The 23,138-nt window shown below is 62.8% G+C and carries 24 protein-coding genes; 5 read left to right on the top strand and 19 right to left on the bottom strand.

The features are described from left to right. The first annotated feature begins 92 nt into the window (after window positions 1–92). From LSO07_RS00465 to LSO07_RS00485, 5 genes are all read left to right on the top strand, one after another. Window positions 93–2,036: a dipeptidyl-peptidase 5 gene (locus LSO07_RS00465; RefSeq protein ID WP_151091766.1), complete on the top strand. Its 1,944-nt coding sequence runs from the start codon at window positions 93–95 to the stop codon at window positions 2,034–2,036. After that, a complete protein-coding gene (locus LSO07_RS00470; RefSeq protein ID WP_151091769.1) occupies window positions 2,033–6,214 on the top strand; it encodes a DEAD/DEAH box helicase in 4,182 nt (1,393 codons plus the stop codon). Before LSO07_RS00465 ends, LSO07_RS00470 begins: the two co-directional genes overlap by 4 nt. A 69-nt stretch (window positions 6,215–6,283) precedes the next feature. Then, complete coding sequence (locus LSO07_RS00475; protein ID WP_099395782.1) at window positions 6,284–6,772, top strand: hypothetical protein; 489 nt, start codon at window positions 6,284–6,286, stop codon at window positions 6,770–6,772. 169 nt (window positions 6,773–6,941) lie between these two features. Beyond that, window positions 6,942–8,801: a DUF885 domain-containing protein gene (locus LSO07_RS00480; protein ID WP_151093924.1), complete on the top strand. Its 1,860-nt coding sequence runs from the start codon at window positions 6,942–6,944 to the stop codon at window positions 8,799–8,801. Window positions 8,802–8,973: 172 nt separating this feature from the next. After that, the gene (locus LSO07_RS00485; RefSeq protein WP_070257795.1) at window positions 8,974–9,354 is read left to right on the top strand and encodes a hypothetical protein; all 381 of its coding nucleotides are present in this window, start codon (window positions 8,974–8,976) and stop codon (window positions 9,352–9,354) included. Between the two features lie 84 nt (window positions 9,355–9,438). On the opposite strand, the gene tatC is transcribed toward LSO07_RS00485, so the two are convergent. The 19 genes from tatC to LSO07_RS00580 all read right to left on the bottom strand — a co-directional run bounded on the left by tatC (window position 9,439) and on the right by LSO07_RS00580 (window position 23,132). After that, the gene (gene tatC, locus LSO07_RS00490) at window positions 9,439–10,194 is read right to left on the bottom strand and encodes a twin-arginine translocase subunit TatC (RefSeq protein ID WP_034780926.1); all 756 of its coding nucleotides are present in this window, start codon (window positions 10,192–10,194) and stop codon (window positions 9,439–9,441) included. Then, the gene (gene tatB / locus LSO07_RS00495) at window positions 10,191–10,724 is read right to left on the bottom strand and encodes a Sec-independent protein translocase protein TatB (RefSeq protein WP_034780928.1); all 534 of its coding nucleotides are present in this window, start codon (window positions 10,722–10,724) and stop codon (window positions 10,191–10,193) included. The genes tatC and tatB overlap by 4 nt, the downstream gene beginning before the upstream one ends. 48 nt (window positions 10,725–10,772) lie before the next feature. After that, window positions 10,773–11,009 carry a Sec-independent protein translocase subunit TatA gene (gene tatA / locus LSO07_RS00500; RefSeq protein ID WP_034780931.1) on the bottom strand — a complete coding sequence of 79 codons (237 nt, stop codon included), beginning with the start codon at window positions 11,007–11,009 and terminating at the stop codon, window positions 10,773–10,775. Between the two features lie 80 nt (window positions 11,010–11,089). After that, window positions 11,090–11,461: a histidine triad nucleotide-binding protein gene (locus LSO07_RS00505; protein ID WP_070257794.1), complete on the bottom strand. Its 372-nt coding sequence runs from the start codon at window positions 11,459–11,461 to the stop codon at window positions 11,090–11,092. Window positions 11,462–11,477: 16 nt separating this feature from the next. Continuing rightward, window positions 11,478–11,849: a phosphoribosyl-ATP diphosphatase gene (locus tag LSO07_RS00510; RefSeq protein ID WP_070257793.1), complete on the bottom strand. Its 372-nt coding sequence runs from the start codon at window positions 11,847–11,849 to the stop codon at window positions 11,478–11,480. Then, complete coding sequence (gene hisI / locus LSO07_RS00515) at window positions 11,846–12,283, bottom strand: phosphoribosyl-AMP cyclohydrolase (RefSeq protein WP_034753847.1); 438 nt, start codon at window positions 12,281–12,283, stop codon at window positions 11,846–11,848. Before hisI ends, LSO07_RS00510 begins: the two co-directional genes overlap by 4 nt. 34 nt (window positions 12,284–12,317) lie before the next feature. After that, window positions 12,318–13,079, bottom strand: coding sequence for an imidazole glycerol phosphate synthase subunit HisF (hisF, locus tag LSO07_RS00520; RefSeq protein WP_034753845.1), 762 nt, complete (start codon window positions 13,077–13,079; stop codon window positions 12,318–12,320). Between the two features lie 60 nt (window positions 13,080–13,139). Further along, window positions 13,140–13,913, bottom strand: a complete 774-nt coding sequence (hisA, locus tag LSO07_RS00525; RefSeq protein ID WP_034753842.1) for a 1-(5-phosphoribosyl)-5-[(5-phosphoribosylamino)methylideneamino]imidazole-4-carboxamide isomerase — start codon at window positions 13,911–13,913, stop codon at window positions 13,140–13,142. 69 nt (window positions 13,914–13,982) lie between these two features. Then, window positions 13,983–14,621, bottom strand: a complete 639-nt coding sequence (gene hisH, locus LSO07_RS00530) for an imidazole glycerol phosphate synthase subunit HisH (protein WP_071653704.1) — start codon at window positions 14,619–14,621, stop codon at window positions 13,983–13,985. A 38-nt stretch (window positions 14,622–14,659) separates the two neighbouring features. After that, window positions 14,660–15,250 (bottom strand): imidazoleglycerol-phosphate dehydratase HisB, encoded by a 591-nt coding sequence (gene hisB / locus LSO07_RS00535; protein WP_010402123.1) that lies wholly within the window; start codon window positions 15,248–15,250, stop codon window positions 14,660–14,662. A 19-nt stretch (window positions 15,251–15,269) separates the two neighbouring features. Beyond that, window positions 15,270–16,364, bottom strand: a complete 1,095-nt coding sequence (gene hisC, locus LSO07_RS00540) for a histidinol-phosphate transaminase (protein ID WP_151091771.1) — start codon at window positions 16,362–16,364, stop codon at window positions 15,270–15,272. 33 nt (window positions 16,365–16,397) lie between these two features. Further along, window positions 16,398–17,330 carry a DNA-methyltransferase gene (locus tag LSO07_RS00545; protein ID WP_404811475.1) on the bottom strand — a complete coding sequence of 311 codons (933 nt, stop codon included), beginning with the start codon at window positions 17,328–17,330 and terminating at the stop codon, window positions 16,398–16,400. After that, window positions 17,327–18,652: a histidinol dehydrogenase gene (gene hisD / locus LSO07_RS00550; RefSeq protein ID WP_099395786.1), complete on the bottom strand. Its 1,326-nt coding sequence runs from the start codon at window positions 18,650–18,652 to the stop codon at window positions 17,327–17,329. Before hisD ends, LSO07_RS00545 begins: the two co-directional genes overlap by 4 nt. Window positions 18,653–18,678: 26 nt before the next feature. Beyond that, entirely contained in the window at window positions 18,679–19,347 is a 669-nt protein-coding gene (gene hisG, locus LSO07_RS00555) for an ATP phosphoribosyltransferase (RefSeq protein WP_034780945.1), read from the bottom strand. A 12-nt stretch (window positions 19,348–19,359) separates the two neighbouring features. Further along, complete coding sequence (gene murA, locus LSO07_RS00560; RefSeq protein WP_034780946.1) at window positions 19,360–20,610, bottom strand: UDP-N-acetylglucosamine 1-carboxyvinyltransferase; 1,251 nt, start codon at window positions 20,608–20,610, stop codon at window positions 19,360–19,362. 4 nt (window positions 20,611–20,614) lie between these two features. Beyond that, a complete protein-coding gene (locus tag LSO07_RS00565; RefSeq protein ID WP_034753824.1) occupies window positions 20,615–20,851 on the bottom strand; it encodes a BolA family protein in 237 nt (78 codons plus the stop codon). A 46-nt stretch (window positions 20,852–20,897) separates the two neighbouring features. Next, complete coding sequence (locus LSO07_RS00570) at window positions 20,898–21,659, bottom strand: ABC transporter permease (protein WP_034780947.1); 762 nt, start codon at window positions 21,657–21,659, stop codon at window positions 20,898–20,900. Further along, the gene (locus tag LSO07_RS00575; RefSeq protein ID WP_034780948.1) at window positions 21,656–22,573 is read right to left on the bottom strand and encodes an ABC transporter ATP-binding protein; all 918 of its coding nucleotides are present in this window, start codon (window positions 22,571–22,573) and stop codon (window positions 21,656–21,658) included. Before LSO07_RS00575 ends, LSO07_RS00570 begins: the two co-directional genes overlap by 4 nt. A 211-nt stretch (window positions 22,574–22,784) precedes the next feature. Continuing rightward, window positions 22,785–23,132: an STAS domain-containing protein gene (locus LSO07_RS00580; protein ID WP_034780949.1), complete on the bottom strand. Its 348-nt coding sequence runs from the start codon at window positions 23,130–23,132 to the stop codon at window positions 22,785–22,787. Window positions 23,133–23,138 lie beyond the last annotated feature (6 nt).

Genomic DNA, 23,138 nt, shown 5'->3' on the forward strand with positions numbered 1-23,138 from the left:
GTTGTGCCTGCCCTTCCATTATGATGATGCACGCCGCCGCGCGCCCTGACCCTGCCTGGCGGCCCTTGATCCCCTCACTACACGGAGCCCGCATGACCTCGACCGCATCCAGCACCCCTTATGGCATCTGGCCATCGCCGATCAGCGCGGCCATCGTCGCCGCCGGCGCCTCGCCGCTGACGCAGCTGGCCCTGGGCGGTGCGGATGGCAGCGACGTGTTCTGGCTGGCCGGACGCGCCAGCGAGGCGGGCCGCAACACCCTGCTGCGCCAGCGCGGCGCGCGTGTCGATGAACTGACGCCGGCGCCCTTCAATGTGCGCACCCGCGTGCATGAATACGGCGGCGGCGCGTATGCCGTTGCCGGCGATAGCGTGTATTTCTCGCATTTCGCCGATAATTGCCTGTACCGCGTGGACGGCGACGGCACCCCGGAAGCATTCACCACTGGCGGCAGCACGCGCCATGCGGATTTTGTGGTCGATGCGGACCGTTCCCGCCTGATCGCCGTGCGCGAGCAGCATCCGGCGGAAGGCCACGCGCATCCGGAAAACTGCCTGGTGGCCGTCGGCTTCGACGGGCGCGAAACGGTGCTGGCGCGCGGCCACGACTTTTATGCAGCGCCGCGTTTGTCGCCGGACGGCAGCCAGCTGGCCTGGATCAGCTGGGATCACCCGCGCCTGCCATGGCAAGGCACGGAACTGTGGCTGGCCGACGTGCATGCGGACGGCAGCCTCGGCTCGCCACGCCTGATCGCCGGCGGCGCGCGCGAATCGATCTGCCAGCCGGAATGGTCGCCCAGCGGCTTGCTGCACTTCGTCTCCGACAGCAGCGGCTGGTGGAATCTGTACCGCCTGCACGGCGCCGACATCGAGGCACTGTGCCCGATGGAAGCGGAATTTGCCACGCCGCACTGGACCTTCGGCGGCAGCATGTACGGCTTTCTTTCCGACGACGAGATCGTCTGCACGTATATCCAGGCCGGCATCAGCTACCTGGCGCAATTGAACGTGGCGGCGGCCAAGCTGGAGCCGATTTCCCACCCATACCAGGAAATCCGCGAACTGCGCGTGGGGCCCGGCTTCGTCGCACTGCTGGGCGGCAGCCCCACCATTGCGCTGGAACTGGCGCGTATCGATTTGTCGAACCATGAGCTGGAAGTGCTGGCGCAATCGATCGCACACTTACCCGCGCTCGCTTACCTGTCCGTGCCGCGCAGCTTGAGTTTTACCAGCAGCAATGGCCGCACGGCGCACGCCTTCTTTTATGCGCCCACCAATGGCGATGTGCAGGCGCCGGCAGGAACATTACCGCCCGTCATCGTCATCAGCCACGGCGGCCCCACCAGCATGGCCAGCAATACTTTGAAACTGGCAACGCAGTACTGGACCAGCCGCGGTATCGGCGTGCTCGACGTCAACTATGGCGGCAGCAGCGGCTTTGGCCGCGAATACCGCGACGCGCTGCGCGGGCAATGGGGCATCGTCGACGTGGAAGACTGCATCGCCGGCGCGCGCTACCTGGCCGCCAACGGCCTGGCCGACCCGGAGCGCCTGATCATCCGCGGCGGCAGCGCGGGCGGCCTGACCACCCTGTGCGCATTGACGTTCCACGACGTCTTCAAGGCCGGCGCCAGCTACTATGGCGTGTCCGACCTGAAGGGCCTGGACGACGATTCGCACAAATTCGAATCGCGCTACACCGATTACCTGATCGCTTCGCAGCCGCAGGCCGAGGCGCTGTACCGCGAGCGCTCGCCCATCCACCACACGGATAAATTGTCACGCCCGATGATCTTCTTCCAGGGCCTCGATGACAAGGTCGTGCCGCCGCAGCAGTCGCAGCTGATGGTCGACGCCCTGCAGGCGCGCGGCGTGCCCGTCGCGTACGTGCCGCTGGAAGGCGAGGGACACGGCTTCCGCAAGGCGGAAAACATCGTGCGCACCCTGGAGGCGGAACTGTATTTCTACCAGCGCGTGTTCGGCCTGCCCGTGGCGGCCGGCGAGCCGCCCGTGCAGATCGCCAACTTGCCCGCATGAGCGAACCGAGTGTAGACCAACAGCTGCTGGACGAGTTCGCCGCACTGGAGCAGCATGAACAGATGATCCTGGCCTTGCTGGCGATCACGGGCGAACCGGTGGGCAAGCATGCCGTGTATGAACACTTGCAGCGCGCCAATGTCGTCGAGCCGGACGGCACGCCGTTTTCCCTGCTCGTGGTAACCAACATGCTGCAGCGGCTGACACGCCTGGCGCTGACGTCCGAGATCGTCGGGCGGGGCTTTGCCTGCGAAGCCAGGCTGCGCTGGCCCGCCATGCGCGCCGCCATCGAGCACCTGGTGTTTCGCGACCTGTGCCAGGCCATCGAGCTGATCAACCCCGTGCGCCGCAACTGGGATGGCTATGTGGAATTGCGCAGCTACCGGCAAGGCGTGGCGCGCCTGCGCATCGCCCTGCTGCGCAATGACGAGGTACGCCACGTGGCCGCCATCCTGGCCGCCTGCATGGCGTGCTATGAAGCGCAGCAGCTGCATCCGCTGATCGAGATCTTCGGCCGGCCGTTCGAACCGGAAATGTTGTCTTTCGTCATGCCGCAACTGCAGGATGACATCCTCGCCGTGCTGCTGGGCAACGCCCCGCGCGAGCCGGCCACGGCGCACGCCATCCGCGCGTACGCTCGCGCCCACCATGCGCGCCAGACGGCCGCCGGCGACCATATCGGCGCCGCCCTGCCATTGGCCCTGGCCGAAGACGCCCTGCTGTGCGGCGAACTCGACGCGGCCGCGCGCTACCTGGCGGGCCAGCAGGGACCGCAGGCGCTGTTTGTCGACAGCAGCATCGCCCTGTTGCGCGGCGAACACGCTCACGCCGTGGCAGGCTTCGAGACAGCCTTGAAAGGACTGCGCAAGGAGGCGGGAAAGCGCAAGCTGTGCTTTACGGGCATCGGCGGCCACCTGTACGTGCTGGCCCTACTGCGCGGCAACGACGCCAAGCTGCTGAAAAGCGCGGAAACCTACCTCGATATCGCCCTGCATGCGCAGCCGAACCACGACAGCATCGTCTACCAGCAACTGAACACCTTGCGCCTGGTGCGCGGCGGCGTGCAGCTGGCGGAAAGCATCCCCACGCGCAGCTGGGAAACGGGACTGCAGGCGCAGCTGTTCCAAGGCTTACTGTACTACTGGCTGGCGCTACCGCAATTGAGCGAGCGCAAGGACCAGCTGCGGTCGCTGGTGCAGCAGGCGGACGCGGCCGGCTACGACCTGATCGCGGCGCAGGCGGCCGGCTTGCTGGGCTTGATGGGCGAGCCGCAGCAGGAGCGCTATGCGACGGCCAAGCGGGCGCAACACGGCTTGACGGACATGGCGCCGTGGTTCGAGCGCCAGGAAGCGTGGCAGCGCCAGCTGAGCGCGCTGATCAACCTGCAGCAGAACGCGCCCGCCGAAGCGCTGGGCGGCGTGTCGCGCCTCGTGTGGCTGGTGGCATTCGACCCGCGCTTCGGCCTCACGGCCGTGGAAGTGCGCGAGCAGAAGCGCGACGCGCGGGGCGGCTGGAGCAAGGGCCGCGCCATGGGTCTCAAACGCTTGGCCGAAGAGGCCGGCGACATCGATTTTCTCACGCCGCAAGACGCGCGCGCGGCGGGCAGCATCGCGCCGTTCAAACAGTATTATTCGTCGGCGCCCCGCTATGAAATCGAGCTCGACAAGGCCGCCGTCTTGCTGGTGGGCCACCCGCTCGTGTTCTGGCTCGACCATCCCGACACGCGCGTGGAACTGATCGCCGGCGCGCCGGAGCTCCTGATCAAGTCGCACGAAGGGCAGCTGTGGCTCGGCATGCAACCGCCGCTGCCCGACAACGGCAGCAATGTGGTGGTGCAGCGCGAAACGCCGACGCGCTTGCGCGTGGTGCACATCCTCGACGAGCACCGGCGCATCGGCGCCATCGTCGGCCTGGGCCTGTCCGTGCCCCTGCATGCGGAAAAACAGGTGATGCAGGCGATCGGCGCCATTTCGTCCATGGTCACCGTGCAATCGGACATCGGCGGCGGCGCCGGCGACGCGGAAGCGATCACGGCCGACCACCGCCTGCACGTGCACCTGCTGCCCTATCAGCAGGGCCTCAAGATGCAGATTTTAGTGCGTCCGCTGCTCGACAACGGCGCCTATTACGCGCCGGGCAGCGGCGCCGAAAGCGTGTTTGCCGACGTGGCGGGCCGGGCAGTGCAAGCGCGGCGCGACCTGAATGCGGAACGCGAGGCGCAGCGCCAGCTGATCGGAAAATGCCTGGTGCTGGAAGAAGCGGAGGAAGAGCATGGCGAATGGCTGCTGGGCCAGCCTGCCCTGGGCCTGCAATTGCTGGTGGAATTGCAGGCGCTGGAGCCAGACGGCATGGTGCTGGCGTGGCCGGAAGGCGAAACCATGCGCGTGTCGAAACGCATCGACAGCGGCCAGATGCGCCTGAATATCAAGAGCGAAAAGGACTGGTTTGCCGCCAGCGGCGAAGTGCAGATCGACGAAGACAAGGTAATGGATTTGCGCGCCCTGCTCGACTTGATGCAGAACAATAAAAGCCGCTTCGTGGCCCTGGGCGACAACCAGTTCCTGGCTCTGAGCGACGAACTGCACCGCCGGCTGTCGGAGCTGGCCGCATATGGCGAGGCGCATGCCGATGGCGTACACATCCACCCGCTGGCCGCCTTCGCGCTGGAAGAGCTGACCAACGACGCGGGCGGCGTCAAAGCCGACAAACTGTGGCGCGAACACTTGCTGCGCCTGCGCGCCCTCGACGACTATCAGCCGCAGTTGCCCAGCACCTTGCAGGCGGACTTGCGCGATTACCAGCTGGCCGGTTTTAACTGGCTGGCGCGCTTGGCGCACTGGGGCGTGGGCGCCTGCCTGGCCGACGACATGGGACTCGGCAAGACTTTGCAGGCGCTGGCGCTGATCCTGGCGCGCGCGCCGAACGGCCCCACCCTCGTCGTCGCTCCCACGTCCGTGTGCATGAACTGGATCAGCGAAGCGCAGCGCTTCGCGCCCACCTTGAACATCAAACTGTTCGGCAGCGGCGACCGCGCCGACATGCTGGAAACATTGCAGCCCTTCGACGTGGTGGTGGCCAGCTATGGCTTGCTGCAGCAGGAAGCCACTATGTTTGCCGGCGTGCGCTGGCATACGATCGTGCTCGACGAAGCGCAAGCTATCAAGAATGGCGCCACCAAGCGCTCGCAAGCCGTGATGGCCCTGCAGGGCGACTTCCGCATGGTGGCCAGCGGCACGCCGCTGGAAAACCACCTGGGCGAATTGTGGAACCTGTTCCGCTTCATCAACCCCGGCTTGCTGGGGACCCTCGACCAGTTTAATTTGCGCTTCGCCGGTCCCATTGAGAAAGATCAGGACAAGCGGGCGGCGGCCGGCGCGCGCTTGCGCTTGCGCCGCCTGATCGCGCCATTCATCTTGCGCCGTACGAAGACGCAAGTGCTGTCGGAATTGCCATCGCGCACGGAAATTGTGCTGGAAGTGGAATTGTCGCCGCAGGAAACAGCGCTGTACGAATCCTTGCGCCGTGAAGCGCTGGAAAAGCTGGCCATGGTGGAAGGGCCGGCATCAAAGAAAGCCATCCAGATCCTGGCGGAAATCATGAAACTGCGCCGCGCCTGCTGCAATCCGCAACTGGTGGCGCCCGAGCTGGGCCTGGCCAGCAGCAAGCTGGCGGCCTTTGCCCAATTGCTGTCGGGCTTGCTGGAAAACCGCCATAAGGTGCTCGTCTTCAGCCAGTTCGTCGACCATTTGACCCTGATCCGCCAGCACCTGGAGCAGCATGGCGTGCGCTACCAGTATCTCGATGGCAGCACGCCCATGCAGGAGCGCAAGCGCCGGGTCGATGCCTTCCAGGCGGGTGAGGGCGACGTTTTCCTCATCAGCCTGAAGGCGGGCGGCATGGGCATCAATTTGACGGCGGCCGATTACGTGATCCACATGGACCCGTGGTGGAACCCGGCCGTGGAAGACCAGGCGTCGGACCGCGCCCACCGCATGGGGCAATTGCGCCCCGTCACCATTTACCGCCTGGTGGCGAAACACACGATCGAGGAAGGCATCGTCGAATTGCACCAGCACAAGCGCGACCTGGCCGACAGCTTGCTGGAAGGCAGCGATGCGGCCGCGCGCATGTCGGCCAATGACATGCTGGGCATGCTGCAGGAAGGGTTGAAGCAATGAGATTGAAAAAATGAGCGGCGCCACCGCGTTCCATGCGATGATCGTTTTTCCCTGTTGCCCTCCCATGCCATGACCGACTATATCGCCACCAGCGCCGGCCAGCGCGCCACCTTTTTATGCGGCAAATCCTGGACCGCCTACGTCAGCACCTTCCTGATTGCCGTGCTTCTATTCTTTGCCGCCCTGCCGCTGGCCTTCAAGTACAACGCGCGCGCCGCCTTCGTGGTGCTGATCGGTTCGGCCCTGATCGTCGGCTACCGCCTGCTGACCATCCGCAGCTACCAGCTGTACTACGATGAAGCGGGCGTCTGGCTGGCGTCCGGCATCTTGCCTTGGAAAAAGAAACTCGCTGGCGTGAAATGGCGCGACATGGATGAAGCCGTCTATGAAACGAACTTCTGGAGCTGGCTGTTCCAGTCCTATACGGTGCGCGTCAGCCAACGCTACACGCAGGAAACGGAAATCCACGCCACCGGCATGGCGCGCGGCAAGGATGCCGTGGCGGCCCTGAATGCGCGCCATCAGGAGATGCTGCGAGGCAGCGCCATCGTCGTCTAGCGCCCCGCGCTCCCGGCGCAAAAAACTGCGCAGCGGCGGCAATTAATGCTAATCTTTGGGCCGCCCAGGCAAGCAAGGCCAACCTTTCAATAGTTGTTTGTTACTTATATTATCAGTTTATTATTTTCTGATGAGGACAAACAGCAAAATATTCAAGAGATAAACTATGCTGATAAAAAATAAAGTTGCGCTCGCCGCATTGATGATGGCCTTTACCCTGGCACCGGCCAGCGCCGCCAAGAAGCCGCAGAAGCAAGGCAAGGCAACGAGCAGCAGCAGCAAGAAAAAAACCGTCGCCAAGAAAGTGGCCGTCGTCAGCGCCGCCACGGCAGCCACGGTAGCGGCCGTGGCCAGCGAGAACAGCAGCGACCGTTCCATGAATAACCTGAGCGGCCAGTTCCTCACAGCCCTGTGGCGCCTGGATCCGGAAAGCGCGATTTCGGTCGGCAAGTACGATGGCGCAGCCAACCTGAGCATTCCTGACGCGGCCAGCCGCCAGAAGCAACTGGCCTTCATCGAAGAATGGCTGGGCAAGTTCGGCAAGCTGAATGCCGGCAAAATGTCGGACAAGCAACGTACCGACCTGGCCTTGCTGACGAATAAACTGCAAGCGGACCGCTGGTATCTGACCACCTTCCGCGAATTCGAATGGAATCCCGCCCAGTACAACGTGGCCGGCTCCATCGACTTCATCCTGAACACGGAATACGCGGCCCAGCCGCAGCGCCTGCGCACCTTGCTCAAGCGCATCGCCAGCGTGCCGCAATACTATGCGGCCGCGCGCGCCAGCATCGTCAATCCCACGCGCGAACACACGCAGCTGGCCATCGCCCAGAGCGCCGGCGTGCTCAGCGTGCTTGATGATCTGAACAAGACGGCGCAGGGTTCCATCCTGACGCCGGCGGAAAAACAGCTGTACAACGCGCGCATCGCCGCGGCCCGCACGGCCGTGCAAGGCTACGCGGCCTGGCTGACGGAACAGGATGCCGCGCTGGCGCAGAACGGCAACGCGCGCTCCTTCCGCATCGGCAAGGAACTGTATGAGCAGAAATTCGCCTACGATATCCAGGCCAGCGTGAGCGCCGAGCAGATGTACCAGAAAGCCCTGGCCGCGCGCGAAAAGCTGCTCGAGCATATGGATAGCCTGTCCGACGAGCTGTGGGTGAAAACCATGGGCAATACGGCCAAGCCGGCGGACCGCACGGCAAAGATCGGCATGGTGATCGACAAGCTGTCCAGCAACCACGTGGCGGCCGCCGATTTCGTGCCGGAAATCCGCCGCCAGATCCCGCAATTGCAGGAATGGGTGACCAGCCACAACCTGCTGACGATGGATCCGAAAAAGCCCCTGGTCGTGCGTGAAACCCCGGCCTACCAGCGTGGCGTGGCTGGCGCCAGCATCGAGGCGCCCGGCCCGTACCGCCCGCAAGACCGCACCTACTACAATGTGACGCCGCTCGATGGCGAAACACCGGAGCAGGCGGAAAGCAGCTTGCGCGAATACAACCACTGGATCTTGCAGATCCTGAATATCCACGAAGCCATCCCCGGCCACTACACGCAGCTCGTGTACGCCAACAAGTCGCCGTCGCTGGTCAAGTCCATCTTCGGCAACGGTGCCATGATCGAAGGCTGGGCCGTGTATGGCGAACGCATGATGCTCGAATCGGGCTATGGCAATAACGCGCCGGAAATGTGGCTGATGTATTCGAAGTGGAACTTGCGCAGCGTCACCAATACCATCCTCGACTACAGCGTGCACGTGCTGGGCATGACGGAAGCGCAAGCGCTCGACCTGCTGACGCGCCAGGCTTTCCAGACCAAGCGTGAAGCAACAGAGAAATGGCGCCGCGTGCAGCTGAGCTCGGTACAACTGACCAGCTATTTCAGCGGCTACAGCGAAATCATGGACTTGCGCGAACAGCGCAAGCAAGCGCTGGGCAACAAATTCGTACTGAAGGATTTCCATGAGCAATTCCTCAGCTACGGCAGCGCGCCCGTGAAAGTCATCAAGGAACTGATGAATTAACGCGCACGCATCATGACCTTGCAAAGGGCGCTGCGGCGCCCTTTTTGCATGGGTTTGCGCTATCGCAAACCACCGGCTGCCCTGTCCATTAAGCTGACGGGAAGGCAGGCGCCACCGTACTCCTCACTGGCAATTGCCGATTTTCCTGCTAGGCTGGATATCAGGAGCGTCCATGCATATGCCCATCCAGTTCGACACCCTCGATTACGCCAAACGCCTCGCCTCGGCCGGCGTGCCCACCCAGCAGGCGGAAGCGCATGCGACGGCGCTGGGCGAAGTGCTGGGTTCTGCCGTGGTCGTGCATGGCGAACTGGCGGCGCTGGAGCGCAATCTGCTGGGGGAAATCAAGCTGGTGGCGCAAAAGGTCGATACCAGAGTGGATGCGCTGGAACTGAAGTTCGATACCCGAATAGATGCACTGGAGCAAAAATTCGACGCCCGCCTGGAACGCCTGGACTTGCGCCATGGCGCCGACATGAAACACGTGTACTGGATGATGAGCACCCTGATCCTGCTCAACCTGGGCATCCTCAGCAAACTGATGCTGCAGTAAGCACCCACCAACTTTCTTGGCGATAAAAAAGCCGCGGCTCACGAGGGAGGCCAGCGGCTCGTATCGGCACGCGTTGCGGGCCGTCTAGGACGCTTCTTCCGGCGCCTGGGTTGCCTTGACGAAGATGGGCGCCACCAGCAAGCCCAGCTCGAACAGCAGGCACATCGGGATGGCCAGCGAGAACTGGCTGACGACGTCCGGCGGCGTGACGATGGCGGCAATCACGAAGGCGCCAACGATGATGTAGGGACGCACTTCCTTGAGTTTCGCGATGGACACAAGTCCCATGCGCACGAGGATCACCACCACCACGGGCACTTCGAAGGTAGCGCCAAAGGCCAGGCACATCGACATGACGAAATCGAGGTAGTTTTCGATATCGGGAGTCACCGCGATCGACGATGGCGAAAAGTCGCTGATGAAGTGGAAGACGCGGCCAAACACGAAGAAATAGCAGAAGGCCACGCCAGCGATGAACAGCAGCGACGACGAGATGACCAGCGGCGCGATCAGGCGCTTTTCATGCGTGTACAGACCGGGGGCGATGAAGGCCCACATCTGGTACAGCACCCAGGGCAAGGCGACGATGAAGGCGATCACCAGCGTCACTTTCATCGGCACGAGGAACGGCGAAATGACGCCGGTGGCGATCATTTTCGAGCCGGCCGGCAGCGAGGCGATCATCGGCTCCGCAATAAAATCGTAGATTTGCGAAGGGCCGGGCCAGTAGAACAGCACGGCACAGACGACGGCGATGCCGATCGAGGCCTTGACCAGGCGGTTGCGCAGCTCGACCAGATGCGAGATAAAAGTTTCTTCCACCGGAGATTTGCTACTCATGAGTAAAAGGAGGAGGAACTGGCGCGCGGACGGAAGCGCGCCACGCGGGCGGCCGCCGACTGCACGTGCAGCTTGCCGCCATGGCGCTGCTTGTACCAGCCAGGGATGGCGGAATTGCGCACCAGCTTCTTGCGGCGGAATTCGCGCGCCTTGCGGGCCAGGTCATCGTTGGTGGCGCGCAGCATGGCTTCGTGGGCATCGTGATGCCCCTCATACGAGCTGGAATCGCCGCGCCAGGCGTTTTCCACCTCGGCCAGGTTGCCGGAGATCGAGTTTTCCACGCCATGCATGGATTTCTCCACGCTTTGCTTGACGGAATGGGCCGCATCCTGCACTTCCTTCTGCAGGTTTTTCAGCTCTTCCATCTCAATTTCGCGCGACACTTCGGATTTCACCTGGTTCAGATAGCGTTGCGCGCGGCCATACAGGGTACCGGCCATGCGCGCCACTCTCGGCAACTTTTCAGGGCCGATGACTATCAACGCAACCACGCCGATGATGGCGATTTTAGAGAGACCGAGATCGATCATAAGCGGACAAGGGCTGTTACCGGACGAGGCAAGCGCCCCGCCACGCTATCAGAACTTGCTTTTCTCTTTCGTCTCGACGTCGATGGTGCTTTTGTCGGCCACTTGCGATGGCGCAGCAGGAGGGGTGTTGGCTGCCGGAGCGTCATCTTCGCCCTTGACGCCATCCTTGAAGCCTTTGACGGCCTTGCCGATATCACCGCCGATATTGCCCAGTTTCTTGGTGCCGAAGACCAGCATCACAATGACCAGAACGATCACCCAGTGCCAAATACTCAATGAACCCATCACATTCTCCTTGCGGGACGGTGCCCGAATAGCGTCAACCAATGCCGGTAGTATACACGTGAACCCGGCGCACGGCGAAATCAGTGCTGGCCGCGCCAGGGACGGGGGCCGCCGTACACGTGCATGTGCAGGTGATACACCTCTTGCCCGCCGTTCGGGCCGCTGTTGATCATGGTTTTGAAGCCGCCGGCGGGCGTGCCATCGGCGTCATAACTGACGGCGCAGCCAAACTCGGCAGCGAGTTTTGGCGCCAGGCGCAGCAGCTTGCCCAGCATTTCCGTGTGGCTATCGTCACAATCGGACAGACTGGCCACGTGGCGCTTCGGGATCAACAGCAAATGCACGGGGGCGGCCGGGTTGATGTCCTTGAAGGCCAGCAAGTCCTCGTCTTCATACACGATGGTCGAGGGAATTTGTTTTGCAGCAATCTTGCAAAAAATGCAGTTATCCACGCACGCTCCAATCAGGTCAGTGTTTGTCTGTTTCGCCGGCGTCGCGCAGCTCATCCTTGCGTGCCGCCTTTTCTTCCAGGCCGGACAGGCCTTCGCGGCGCGCCAGCTCGTCGAGCACCTGCTGCGGCGTCAGGTCGAACTGCGCCAGCATCACCAGCGAGTGGAACCACAGGTCGGCGCATTCGTACAAGACCTTTGACGAGTCGTTGTCGCGGCGCGCATCCTTGGCGGCCATCACGGTTTCCGTCGCCTCTTCGCCGATTTTTTTCAGGATGGCGTCATCGCCCTTGGCAAACAGGCGCGCGACATACGACGTGGCGGGGTCGCCGCCGTTGGCCAGCTTGCGCGATTCGATCACGGCGGCCAGGCGTTTTAACGTTTCACTCATTTGCTCTTGCTTTCCGCGTAAATCGTCTCGGGGTCTTTCAGGACGGGGTCGGTGACTTGCCATTCGCCCGTTTTTTCGTCGCCTTCGAACTTCTGGAAGAAGCACGAATGGCGGCCCGTATGGCAGGCGATGCCGCCCGCTTGCTCGATTTTCAGCAAGACCACGTCTTCGTCGCAATCGAGGCGGATTTCCAGCACCTTTTGCGTGTGGCCCGATTCTTCGCCCTTGTGCCACAGTTTCTTGCGCGAACGGCTCCAGTACACGGCCTCGCCCAGTTCCACCGTGCGCGCCAGCGCGTCGCGGTTCATCCAGGCGAACATCAGCACGTCATTGCTGCCCGCTTCCTGCGCGATCACGGGCACCAGGCCGTGCTCGTCCCATTTGACCTTTTTCAGCCACTTGGCATTGCTTGCTACGATGGTTCCGTTTTGCATGTTCTTCTATCCTGCCTGTATTTACTGCTGATCTTTACGCCAGGCGCATGGGAATGCCCTGCTGCGCCATGAAACGCTTGGCTTCCTGTACCGTGTGCTGGCCATAGTGGAAGATGCTGGCGGCCAGCACGGCGTCCGCGCGGCCCACCTTGATGCCATCGACCAGATCCTGCAAGCCGCCCACGCCGCCCGAGGCGATGACAGGGATGCTGACGGCGTCGGACACGCCGCGCGTCAGGCCCAGGTCGAAGCCGACCTTGGTGCCATCGCGGTCCATGCTGGTGAGCAAGATTTCGCCGGCGCCCAGGCTTTCCATTTTACGCGCCCACTCGAACGCGTCCAGGCCCGTGGCAGTGCGTCCGCCATGGGTAAACACTTCCCACTTGCCGGGCGACACCTGCTTGGCATCGATGGCGACGACGATGCATTGCGAGCCGTGCTTTTGCGAAGCTTCGTACACCAGTTGGGGATTCGTCACGGCCGAGGTGTTGATGCTGACCTTGTCGGCGCCCGCGTTGAGCAGCCGGCGCACGTCTTCCACCACGCGCACGCCGCCGCCCACGGTCAGCGGAATGAACACTTGCGACGCCACGGCTTCGATGATGTCGAAGATCAGGCCGCGGTTGTCGCTGGACGCGGTAATGTCGAGGAAAGTGATTTCATCGGCGCCCTGCTCGTCATAACGGCGGGCAATTTCCACCGGGTCGCCGGCGTCGCGCAATTCCGTGAAATTGACGCCTTTGACAACGCGGCCATTCGTCACGTCGAGGCAGGGGATGATACGTTTTGCAAGCATGATGGTATCCAGATTGTCGCCAGGCCAGGGCATGCACGCGCACGCCCCGGCCAGGCAGGCTTAAACGGCGGCGTCGGTCAGTTCGTCGGCGCGTTCCTGCGCCTGCGCCAGATCGATCGTGCCTTCATAGATGGAACGGCCGCAGATCACGCCTTCGATGCCTTCGGCCTGGACCGCGCACAGCGCTTCCACGTCGCCGATATTGTGCAGGCCGCCCGAGGCGATGACGGGGATCTTGACGGCTTGCGCCAGCTTGACGGTGGCGTCGATATTGATGCCGCCCATCATGCCGTCGCGGCCGATGTCCGTATAGATGATCGATTCGACGCCGTAGGCTTCGAATTTTTTCGCCAGGTCGATCACTTCGTGGCCCGACATCTTGCTCCAGCCATCCGTTGCCACTTTACCATCCTTGGCATCGAGACCGACGATGATGTGGCCCGGGAAGGCGCTGCAGGCATCGTGCAGGAAACCGGGGCTTTTCACGGCCGCCGTGCCGATGATGATGTAGGTGATGCCGGCGTCGAGGTAGCGCTCGATGGTGTCGAGGTCGCGGATGCCGCCGCCCAGCTGCACGGGGATTTCCTCGATGTCGTTTTCCACGGCGAAATCCTGCACGGCTTTCAGGATGGCCTTGACGGCGCCTTCGTTCTTCGGCTTGCCGGCAAAGGCACCGTTCAAGTCGACCAGGTGCAGCCGGCGCGCGCCTTGCATCAGCCAATGGCGGGCCATGTCGGCCGGGTCTTCGGAAAATACGGTGGCGAGTTCCATATCGCCTTGTTTCAGGCGTACGCAGTGACCGTCTTTCAGGTCGATGGCGGGAATTAGCAGCATGGTCAGTGTGGTATCAGAGTGAGTGAAAAGCGAAGCCGGTAGGCCACGAAGGTGCATCAATAGGGTACGTCAGGGTTGCCAGTGAACAAAGTTCTTGTACAGCTGCAAGCCAGCGGCAGCACTTTTTTCAGGGTGAAACTGTGTCGCGAAAATATTATCACGAGCGACGGCACAAGCGAACGGCGCACCATAGACAGTCTCGCCCACCGTGTGCGCCGCCTCTTGAGGTTGAGCAAAATAGCTGTGCACGAAGTAAAAATACGCGTTGTCGGCAATGCCATCCCACATGACATGGGACGCCGTCTGCCGCACTTGGTTCCAGCCCATTTGCGGCACCTTGAAGCGCGAGCCATCTTCCTGCACCTGGCCGTCGAGCTGAAAGCGCACGACTTTGCCTGGCAACAAGCCCAGACCGGCCGCATTGCCCTCTTCACTGCCGTCGAACAACATTTGCTCGCCGATGCATACGCCCAGCACGGGCTTGCTGTCGGCGGCGCGCAGCAGCGCTTCGAGCACGCCCGATTCGCGCAGGCTGCGCATGCAGTCAGGCATGGCGCCCTGGCCCGGCAAGACGATGCGGTCGGCGCTGTCGATGTCTTCCACCGCGCCGGAAATGCGTACGTCGGCTTCCGGCGCCACGGCGCGCAGCGCTTGCGCTACCGAGCGCAAATTGCCCATGCCGTAATCCACCACCACAATTTTATTCATGTTTGATCCCGGAATCTACAATATAGCGAGAGCGGCGCTTACAGGCTGCCCTTGGTCGATGGAATGATGCCGGCCGCGCGCTCGTCGAGCTCGGCAGCCATGCGCAGCGCGCGGCCAAAGGCCTTGAACACGGTTTCGCATTGATGGTGGGCATTCGTGCCGCGCAGGTTGTCGATATGCAATGTCACGCCCGCATGGTTGACGAAGCCGCGGAAAAATTCCAGGGTCAGGTCGACGTCGAAGCCGGCGATCATGGCGCGCGTAAACGGGATGTGGTATTCGATGCCCGGGCGGCCCGAGAAATCGAGCACCACGCGCGACAGCGCCTCGTCCAGCGGCACATACGCGTGGCCGTAGCGGCGGATGCCCTTCTTGTCGCCGATGGCCTTGGCCACGGCCATGCCCAGGGTGATGCCCACGTCTTCCACCGTATGGTGGTTATCGATATGCACGTCGCCCGTCGCTTCGATATCCAGGTCGATCAAGCCGTGGCGGGCGATCTGGTCCAGCATATGGTCGAGGAAGGGCACGCCCGTATTGAGCTTTTGCTGGCCCGTGCCGTCCAGGTTGAGGGCGACGCGAACTTGCGTCTCATTGGTGTTGCGCGTGATTTCTGCGGTGCGGTTCATGGGAGGCTCTGGCGATAGGCTAAACGAGGGATGCCTTGACGGCATCGTAAAAAAGGGAATTTTCTTCCGGGGTGCTGACGCTGATGCGCAGGCAATTGGCCAGCGCAACATGCATTTTACTCATATTTTTAATTAAAACCCTGCGGGCAAGCAGTTTTGCGCAAACATCGTCGGAATCAGCCACACGAATCAGAAGAAAATTTGCCTTCGAGGGAAACACGGTCACGCCGGGCAGTTCCGCCAGGCGCAGCGCCAGGTCGTCGCGCGCGCTGTTGAGCAGGGCCGCCTGGGCATTGAGCACGTCGAGATGATCGAGCGCGAATTCGGCCGCCGCCTGCGTCAGCACATTCACGTTATACGGCGGGCGCACTTTTTCAAATTGCGCCAGCAGGGCCGGCGCGGCCGACATGTAGCCGAGGCGGATGCCGGCCAGTCCCAGTTTCGACACGGTGCGCATCACCACCAGGTTTTCGAACTCGGGCAAACGGCCCATGAAGCTGTGCTGCGCGAACGGCTCGTACGCTTCGTCGACGACGGCGATGCCCGTGTCGCCCAGGGCCGCCAGGATGCGTTCGATATCGGCAGCGGCAAACAGGTTGCCCGTCGGATTGTTCGGATAGGCGAAGAAGACCAGCGCCGGGCGGTGCTCTTCGATCGCCGCCAGCATGGCGTCCATGTCCAGGCTGAAGTCCGGATTCAACGGCACGCCGACGAAATCCATGCCGGCAAACTGCGCCGAGCGCGCATACATGACGAAGGCGGGCACGGGCGCCAGCAGCACGGCGCGCTTGCCCGGCTCCTGGCGGGCGCATGCCATGGCCAGGATGGAAATGAGTTCATCGGAGCCGTTGCCCAGCATGACGTCAAAGCCGGCGGGCACGCCCAGCTTGGCGCAGATGGCCGCCTGCAGGCTGGCGTACGACGGTGGATAGCGGTTCAGCGCCACGCCGGCCAGGCGCGCGCCCAGCTCCTCGCGCAGATGCTGCGGCAGCGGATACGGGTTTTCCATCGCATCGAGTTTGATGTAACCGCTGGCATCGGCTACCTGGTAGCTTTTGACGGCCCGCACATCGGAGCGCACGGTGTTGCTGATTAACTGATCGAGGAAAGACATGCTGCAAACACTCCTGATGGAATTAAATGGAGACTAAATGACGACGTCTTCCGGCACGGCGGCGCTGCGCGCCTTGCGGGCCGGCGCTTTTTTCACGGCGGGCGGTTTCTTCACGGCGGCCGTTTTTTTGGCCGCTGCCGGTTTCTTCGCTGCCGCCTTGGCGGGCTTGGTCGCGGCCGGCGCGGCCAGTTCCTGCGTCAACGCCGCCAGCCGCTGTTCGATGATGGCGCAGTAGTCGGGGTTCAGTTCAAAGCCGACGAAATCGCGCCCGCAGCGCTTCGCCGCCAGGGCCGTGGTGCCGCTGCCCATGAACAGGTCGAGCACCACGCCGCCGGGCGGGCACGACGCCTTGAGCATGCGCTCGATGATCTCGAGCGGCTTTTGCGTCGGGTGGTCGGCCCGTTCCGGGTGTTCCTTGTGCAGGCGCGACACACTCCACAAGTCTTTCGGGTTGTAGCCCACTTCCAGCCATTTGGCGCCGATGAAGATCGAGCGCGAACGGGCTTTCTTGGTGGCCGCGTCGTAGGCGATGCGCACCGCGTCAAGGTCGAAGTAGTAATCCTTGCGCTTGACGAAGAAGCCGATGGTGTCGTGCACCGATGAAAAGCTGCGCACGCTGCCGCCCATGGACGGCACGCGGCGGTCCCAGATGATTTCATTCATCATCGCCATGCGCTGTTTCAGCATGACGAAGATCTCTGGCGAATAGCGCCAGGTGAGGAAGATATACAGGCTGCCGTTGGCTTTCAGCTTGGGCAGCGCCGCATCGATCCATTCCTCCGTCCAGCGCAGGTAATCGGCCACCGACTGCTGGTCCGAGGCATTGCCGTAATCCTTGCCCAGGTTGTACGGCGGATCCGTCAGGATCAGGTCCACCGAGCCATCGGGAATGCGCGCCAGCCCTGCCAGCGCATCTTCGCAATAGACCCGGTTGACCCAGTCCGGCTGCTCCGCCATATTCGTCATGGCTGCGGCTTCAGACGCAGTTCGGCGCTGCGTGCGTGCGCTTGCAAGCCTTCGCCATACGCCAGCGTGGCGGCGACGCGGCCCAGGGTTTGCGCGCCCGCTTCACTGACGTGAATGATGGACGAGCGCTTCTGGAAATCGTACACGCCCAGCGGCGACGAAAAGCGCGCCGTGCGCGAAGTCGGCAGCACGTGATTGGGACCGCAGCAATAGTCGCCCAGCGATTCGGACGAGAAGCGGCCCAGGAACATGGCGCCCGCATGGCGGATCTGTTCGGCCCACTGCTGCGGGTTTTCCGCCGAGATTTCCAGGTGTTCCGCCGCGATGCTGTTGGCGATCTCGCACGCTTCCTCCATGCTGCGCACCTTGATCAGCGCCCCCCTGTCCTGCAGCGAGGTGCTGATGGTGGCCTGGCGCGGCATCGTCGGCAGCAGCTTGGCGATGCTCTCTTCGACTTGGGCGATGTAATCGGCGTCAGGGCACAGCAGAATCGCCTGCGCCAGTTCGTCGTGCTCGGCCTGCGAAAACAGATCCATCGCGACCCAGTCCGGGTCCGTCGTGCCGTCGCACAGCACCAGGATTTCCGATGGCCCGGCGATCATGTCGATGCCGACGATGCCGAACACGCGGCGCTTGGCGGCGGCCACATAGGCGTTGCCAGGGCCGACGATTTTATCCACGGCGGCAATCGTCTGCGTGCCGTAGGCCAGCGCGCCAACGGCCTGCGCGCCGCCGATGGTGATCACGCGCGTCACGCCGGCAATCGCCGCGGCGGCCAGCACCATCTGGTTTTTCACGCCATCCGGCGTCGGCACCACCATGATGATTTCGCCCACGCCCGCCACGTGCGCGGGAATGGCGTTCATCAGCACGGACGACGGGTAGGCGGCCTTGCCGCCCGGGACGTAGATGCCGACCCGGTCGAGCGGCGTGATCTTCTGGCCCAGCACCGTGCCATCGGGCTCGGTATAGGTAAAACCGCGCAATTCCTCGCGCTGGCGTTCGTGGAACGCGCGGATGCGCTGCGCGGCGATCTGCAGCGCCTCGCGCTGTGCCGACGGCAAGCCGTTCAGGGCCGCCTGCAATTCGGCTTGCGAAATATCAAAGGCCGCCATTTCCGCCGCGCCGCCATGCGGGATGCGGTCGAAACGGTTGGTATATTCCAGTACGGCGGCATCGCCGCGCGTTTTCACATCGGCCAGGATTTTCGCGACCGACATTTCAATCGCTGCATCGGTGCCCGCCTCGAACGCCAGCAGCGTGTCGAGCGATTGTTGGAAACCATCCTGGCTTGAATCGAGCTTGCGTATCTGTATCGGCATAATCGGCTTTCTGCTACTGAATGTGTCTAGGCTTGCGAGGCGCGTTCAAACGCCTCGATAATCGGCTGCAAGCGCTCGCGCTTGAGCTTGAGCGCAGCCTGGTTGACCACCAGGCGCGACGAGATTTCCATGATGTGCTCGACCTCGACGAGGTTATTCGCGCGCAAGGTGCTGCCCGTGCTGACCAGGTCGACGATGGCATCGGACAGGCCGACCAAAGGCGCCAGCTCCATCGAGCCATACAGCTTGATCAGGTCGACGTGCACGCCCTTGGCGGCGAAGTGCTCGCGCGCCGTGTGCACGAACTTGGTGGCCACGCGCAGGCGCGCGCCTTGGTGCACGGCCTTTTCGTAATCAAAACCGGCCTGCACCGCCACCGACATGCGGCAGGCGGCGATATTCAGGTCGATCGGCTGGTACAGGCCTTCGCCGCCGTGTTCGAGCAGGACATCCTTGCCCGCCACGCCGAAATCGGCCGCGCCGTACTGCACGTAGGTCGGCACGTCGCTGGCGCGCACGATGATGACGCGCACGTTCGGATCGTTGGTGGCCAAAATCAGCTTGCGCGAGGTCTCCGGGTTTTCCAGCACCCGGATGCCGGCCGCTTCCAGCAGCGGCATGGTGTCCTCAAAAATGCGGCCTTTCGAGAGCGCCAGTATCAGCTGCGAATTGTCGCCCGTGTTCGATCCGTTCATGCTCGTTCCTTGTTATTTGATGCGTACGATGTTCGCGCCGACGGCGGAGAGCTTCACTTCCATGCGGTCGTAGCCGCGGTCGAGGTGATAGATGCGGTCGATCAGCGTTTCGCCGTCGGCGGCCAGGGCCGCGATCACCAGCGACGCCGAGGCGCGCAGGTCGGTCGCCATCACGGGCGCACCGCGCAGCTGCTTGACGCCGGCGATGATGGCCGTGTTGCCCTCGATGGTGATGTCGGCGCCCAGGCGGTTCATTTCCTGCACGTGCATGAAGCGGTTCTCGAAAATCGTCTCGGTGACGCGGCTGGCGCCATTGGCGATCGTGTTCACGGCCATGAACTGCGCCTGCATGTCAGTCGGGAAGCCCGGGTATTCCGTCGTGCGGAAGCTGACGGGATTCGGACGGGCCGACATTTCGGCGCGGATCCAGTCGGCGCCGAAGGTCATCGTCAGGCCCATGGCGCGCAGCTTGTCGAGCGCCGCGTCGAGGATATCGGTGCGCACATTGCGCAGGGTGATGTCGCCGCCGGTGGCCGCCACGGCGCACAGGAAGGTGCCCGTTTCGATACGGTCGGCGATCACCGCGTGGGAAGCGCCGTGCAAGGCGTCCACGCCCTGGATCACCAGGCGGCTGGTGCCGATGCCGTCGATCTTCGCGCCCATGGCCACCAGCAGGTGCGCCAGGTCGGTCACTTCCGGTTCGCAGGCGGCGTTTTCCAGGATGGTCTCGCCTTCGGCCAGGGTCGCGGCCATCAGCAGGTTCTCGGTGCCGGTGACGGTGATCATGTCGGTGACGATGCGCGCGCCTTTCAGCTTGGCGCACTTGGCGTAGATGTAGCCCGCCTCGATGCGGATCTCGGCGCCCAGCGCTTCCAGGCCCTTGATGTGCTGGTCGACGGGGCGCGAACCGATGGCGCAGCCGCCCGGCAGCGAGACCTTGGCTTCGCCGAAGCGCGCCAGCATGGGGCCCAGCACGAGGATCGAGGCGCGCATGGTTTTCACCAGTTCATACGGCGCTTCCAGGGTGTCGATGGCGCTGCCGTTGAGGACCACGCGGTCGCCGTCCTGCCGCACTTTCAAGCCCGTCTGGCCCAGCAGTTTCAACATGGTGGCCACGTCGTGCAAATGCGGCACGTTGGTCAGGTCCAGGTCGCCCGCGGTCAGCAGACCGGCGCACAGGATGGGCAGGGCGGCGTTTTTCGCGCCGGAGATGGCGATGTCGCCGTTCAGGCGGTTGCCGCCGTTGATGAGGAGCTTGTCCATGTGCTTATCCTTGGAATTCTTCAGGTGTCAGGGTTTTCATCGACAGCGCGTGGATTTCTTCGCGCATGCGGTCGCCCAGCGCCGCGTAGACAATCTGGTGGCGCTGGATCAAACGCTTGCCGGCAAACGCGGGCGAGACGATCACGGCCTGGAAGTGCTGGCCATCGCCCTCCACTTCGAGGTGCGTGCATTCGAGGCCGGCCGACAGATAGCCGTGGATCAGTTCTGGAGTGGTGGTCACGATAAGTCCTTGATATTGAATAATGTAGTGATGGGGTGTGCCGCAATTAGTGGCGTAATCGGTAACCGCTTTTCAGCAGGCGGATCGACGCCAGCGCCAGGATCACGAGGAAGCCGGCGACGATGGACAGGCTGAGCCACGGGCTGACGTCGGACACGCCGAAGAAGCCGTAGCGGAAGCCGTCGATCATGTAGAAGAAGGGGTTCAGGTGCGACACCGTCTGCCAGAATGGCGGCAGCGAATGAATCGAATAGAACACGCCCGACAAGAAGGTGGCCGGCATGATCAGGAAGTTCTGGAAGGCGGCCAGCTGGTCGAATTTCTCGGCCCAGATGCCGGCGATCAGGCCCATGGTGCCCAGCATCGCGGCGCCAAGAAACGCGAAGACGACGATCCACAGCGGCGCGACATACGACAGGTCGGCGAACCAGCAAGTGATGGCAAACACGCCAAAGCCCACGGCCAGGCCGCGCGCGACGGAAGCGAGTACATACGCCGAGAAGATTTCCCAGTGCGACAGGGGCGTCAGCAGCACGAACACCAGGTTGCCCGTGATCTTCGACTGGATCAGCGAGGACGAGGAATTGGCAAACGCGTTTTGCAGCACGCTCATCATCACCAGGCCGGGGATCAAAAAGGCGGTGTAGCTGACGCCGGGACTCGGCTCCACGCGGCCATCGAGCACATGGCCGAATACCAGCAGGTACAGCATCGACGTGAGCACGGGCGCGGCCACGGTTTGCGTCGCCACTTTCCAGAAGCGCAGCGTCTCTTTGTAGACGAGGGTGCGAAATCCTGTCGAAATCATACGGTACCTTTATCCATGATCTGCAAGAAGATATCTTCCAGGTCGGCTTGTTGCAATTGCATTTCATCGATCTCGGTGCCCGCTTCGCGCAGGCGGGCGAGGATTTTTTCGACTTCGCTGTATTCGTTGACGCGCAGGCTGAACTTGTTCGGCGCCTGCTGTTCTTCCGGGTGCAGCACCAGGTGCTGCAGGTCGGCCGGCAAGGCGCCGTGTTTCAGGTGCACCTGCAGCTGCGAGCCGGCGATGCGGCGGATCAGGGCCGACATGGTGTCGAGCGCCACCACCTTGCCCGTCTTCAGCATGGCCACGCGCTGGCACATGGCTTGCGCCTCTTCCAGGTAGTGGGTGGTCAAGACGACCGTGTGGCCGCCTTCGCGGTTCAGGCGCGAGATGAACTTCCACAGGGTCTGGCGCAGTTCCACGTCGACGCCGGCAGTCGGCTCATCGAGCACGATCACGGGCGGCTTGTGCACCAGCGCCTGGGCCACCAGCACGCGGCGCTTCATGCCGCCGGACAGGGCGCGCATATTCGTGTCGGCCTTGCCGGTGAGGTCGAGGTTTTCCATGACCTCGTCGATCCACTTGTCGTTGTTCGGCAGGCCGAAGTAACCGGATTGCAAACGCAGGGTTTCGCGCACGGTGAAGAACGGGTCGAACACCAGTTCCTGCGGCACCACGCCCAGGTTGCGGCGCGCATTGCGGAAGTCCGTGACGACATCGTGGCCGTGGATCTTGACGGTACCCGCGTCGGGGCGTATCAGGCCGGCGATGATGGAAATGAGGGTCGTCTTGCCGGCGCCATTCGGGCCGAGCAGGCCGAAAAATTCGCCTTCCTCGATGGCCAGTGACACGCCGCCCAGCGCCTTGAGCGATTTATAGCTCTTTTCTACATTCGTTATTTGAATTGCGGTCATGTGCTTGTTTCAAGTGTAATGCGTCTGGTGTGATGCGCCAGTTGCCGGAGACATCCAGGCCGGCAGGCCGGTGCAGGGCGCCGCCTTCAGGCGAGGACGGCGCAACAGTCAATTATAGTTGGAAAATTCGTGGAACACTTGGAGATCAATCCGGCGGCGCTGCTGGCCTGCCGGCTTGAAAGCTACTGCTGATGCGGGGAGTGGGACAGGATCAATGATGATGCAGGTCGGACGGGCTGCGTTCGGCGTGGCCGCCGGCGCTGGCGCAGTCGTCGGCGCTCAGGGTGCTCGAGACGAGCGAGCAGACGCCATACAGCTTGGTGAGGTTTTTCAGGTTGTTCGGCAGGTTTTTCAGCTCCAGCACGCCGCCGGCATCCTGCGCGGCGCGTTGCCACGTCAGCATGACGGAGACGGCTGCCGAATCGACGGCCTTGACGTTGCGCAAGTCAAACTTCGTCTGCCCCGAGCGGATGGCGTCCAGACCCTGCTCCAATGCCGAAGTGGCATTGTGCACGGTCAGGGAAGTCAGGGACTGCAAGGTGTCGAGAGAGTCTGGCATGGCGTC

The organism is Janthinobacterium sp. PLB04, from assembly GCF_021165895.1.
GTDB lineage: Bacteria > Pseudomonadota > Gammaproteobacteria > Burkholderiales > Burkholderiaceae_D > Janthinobacterium > Janthinobacterium lividum.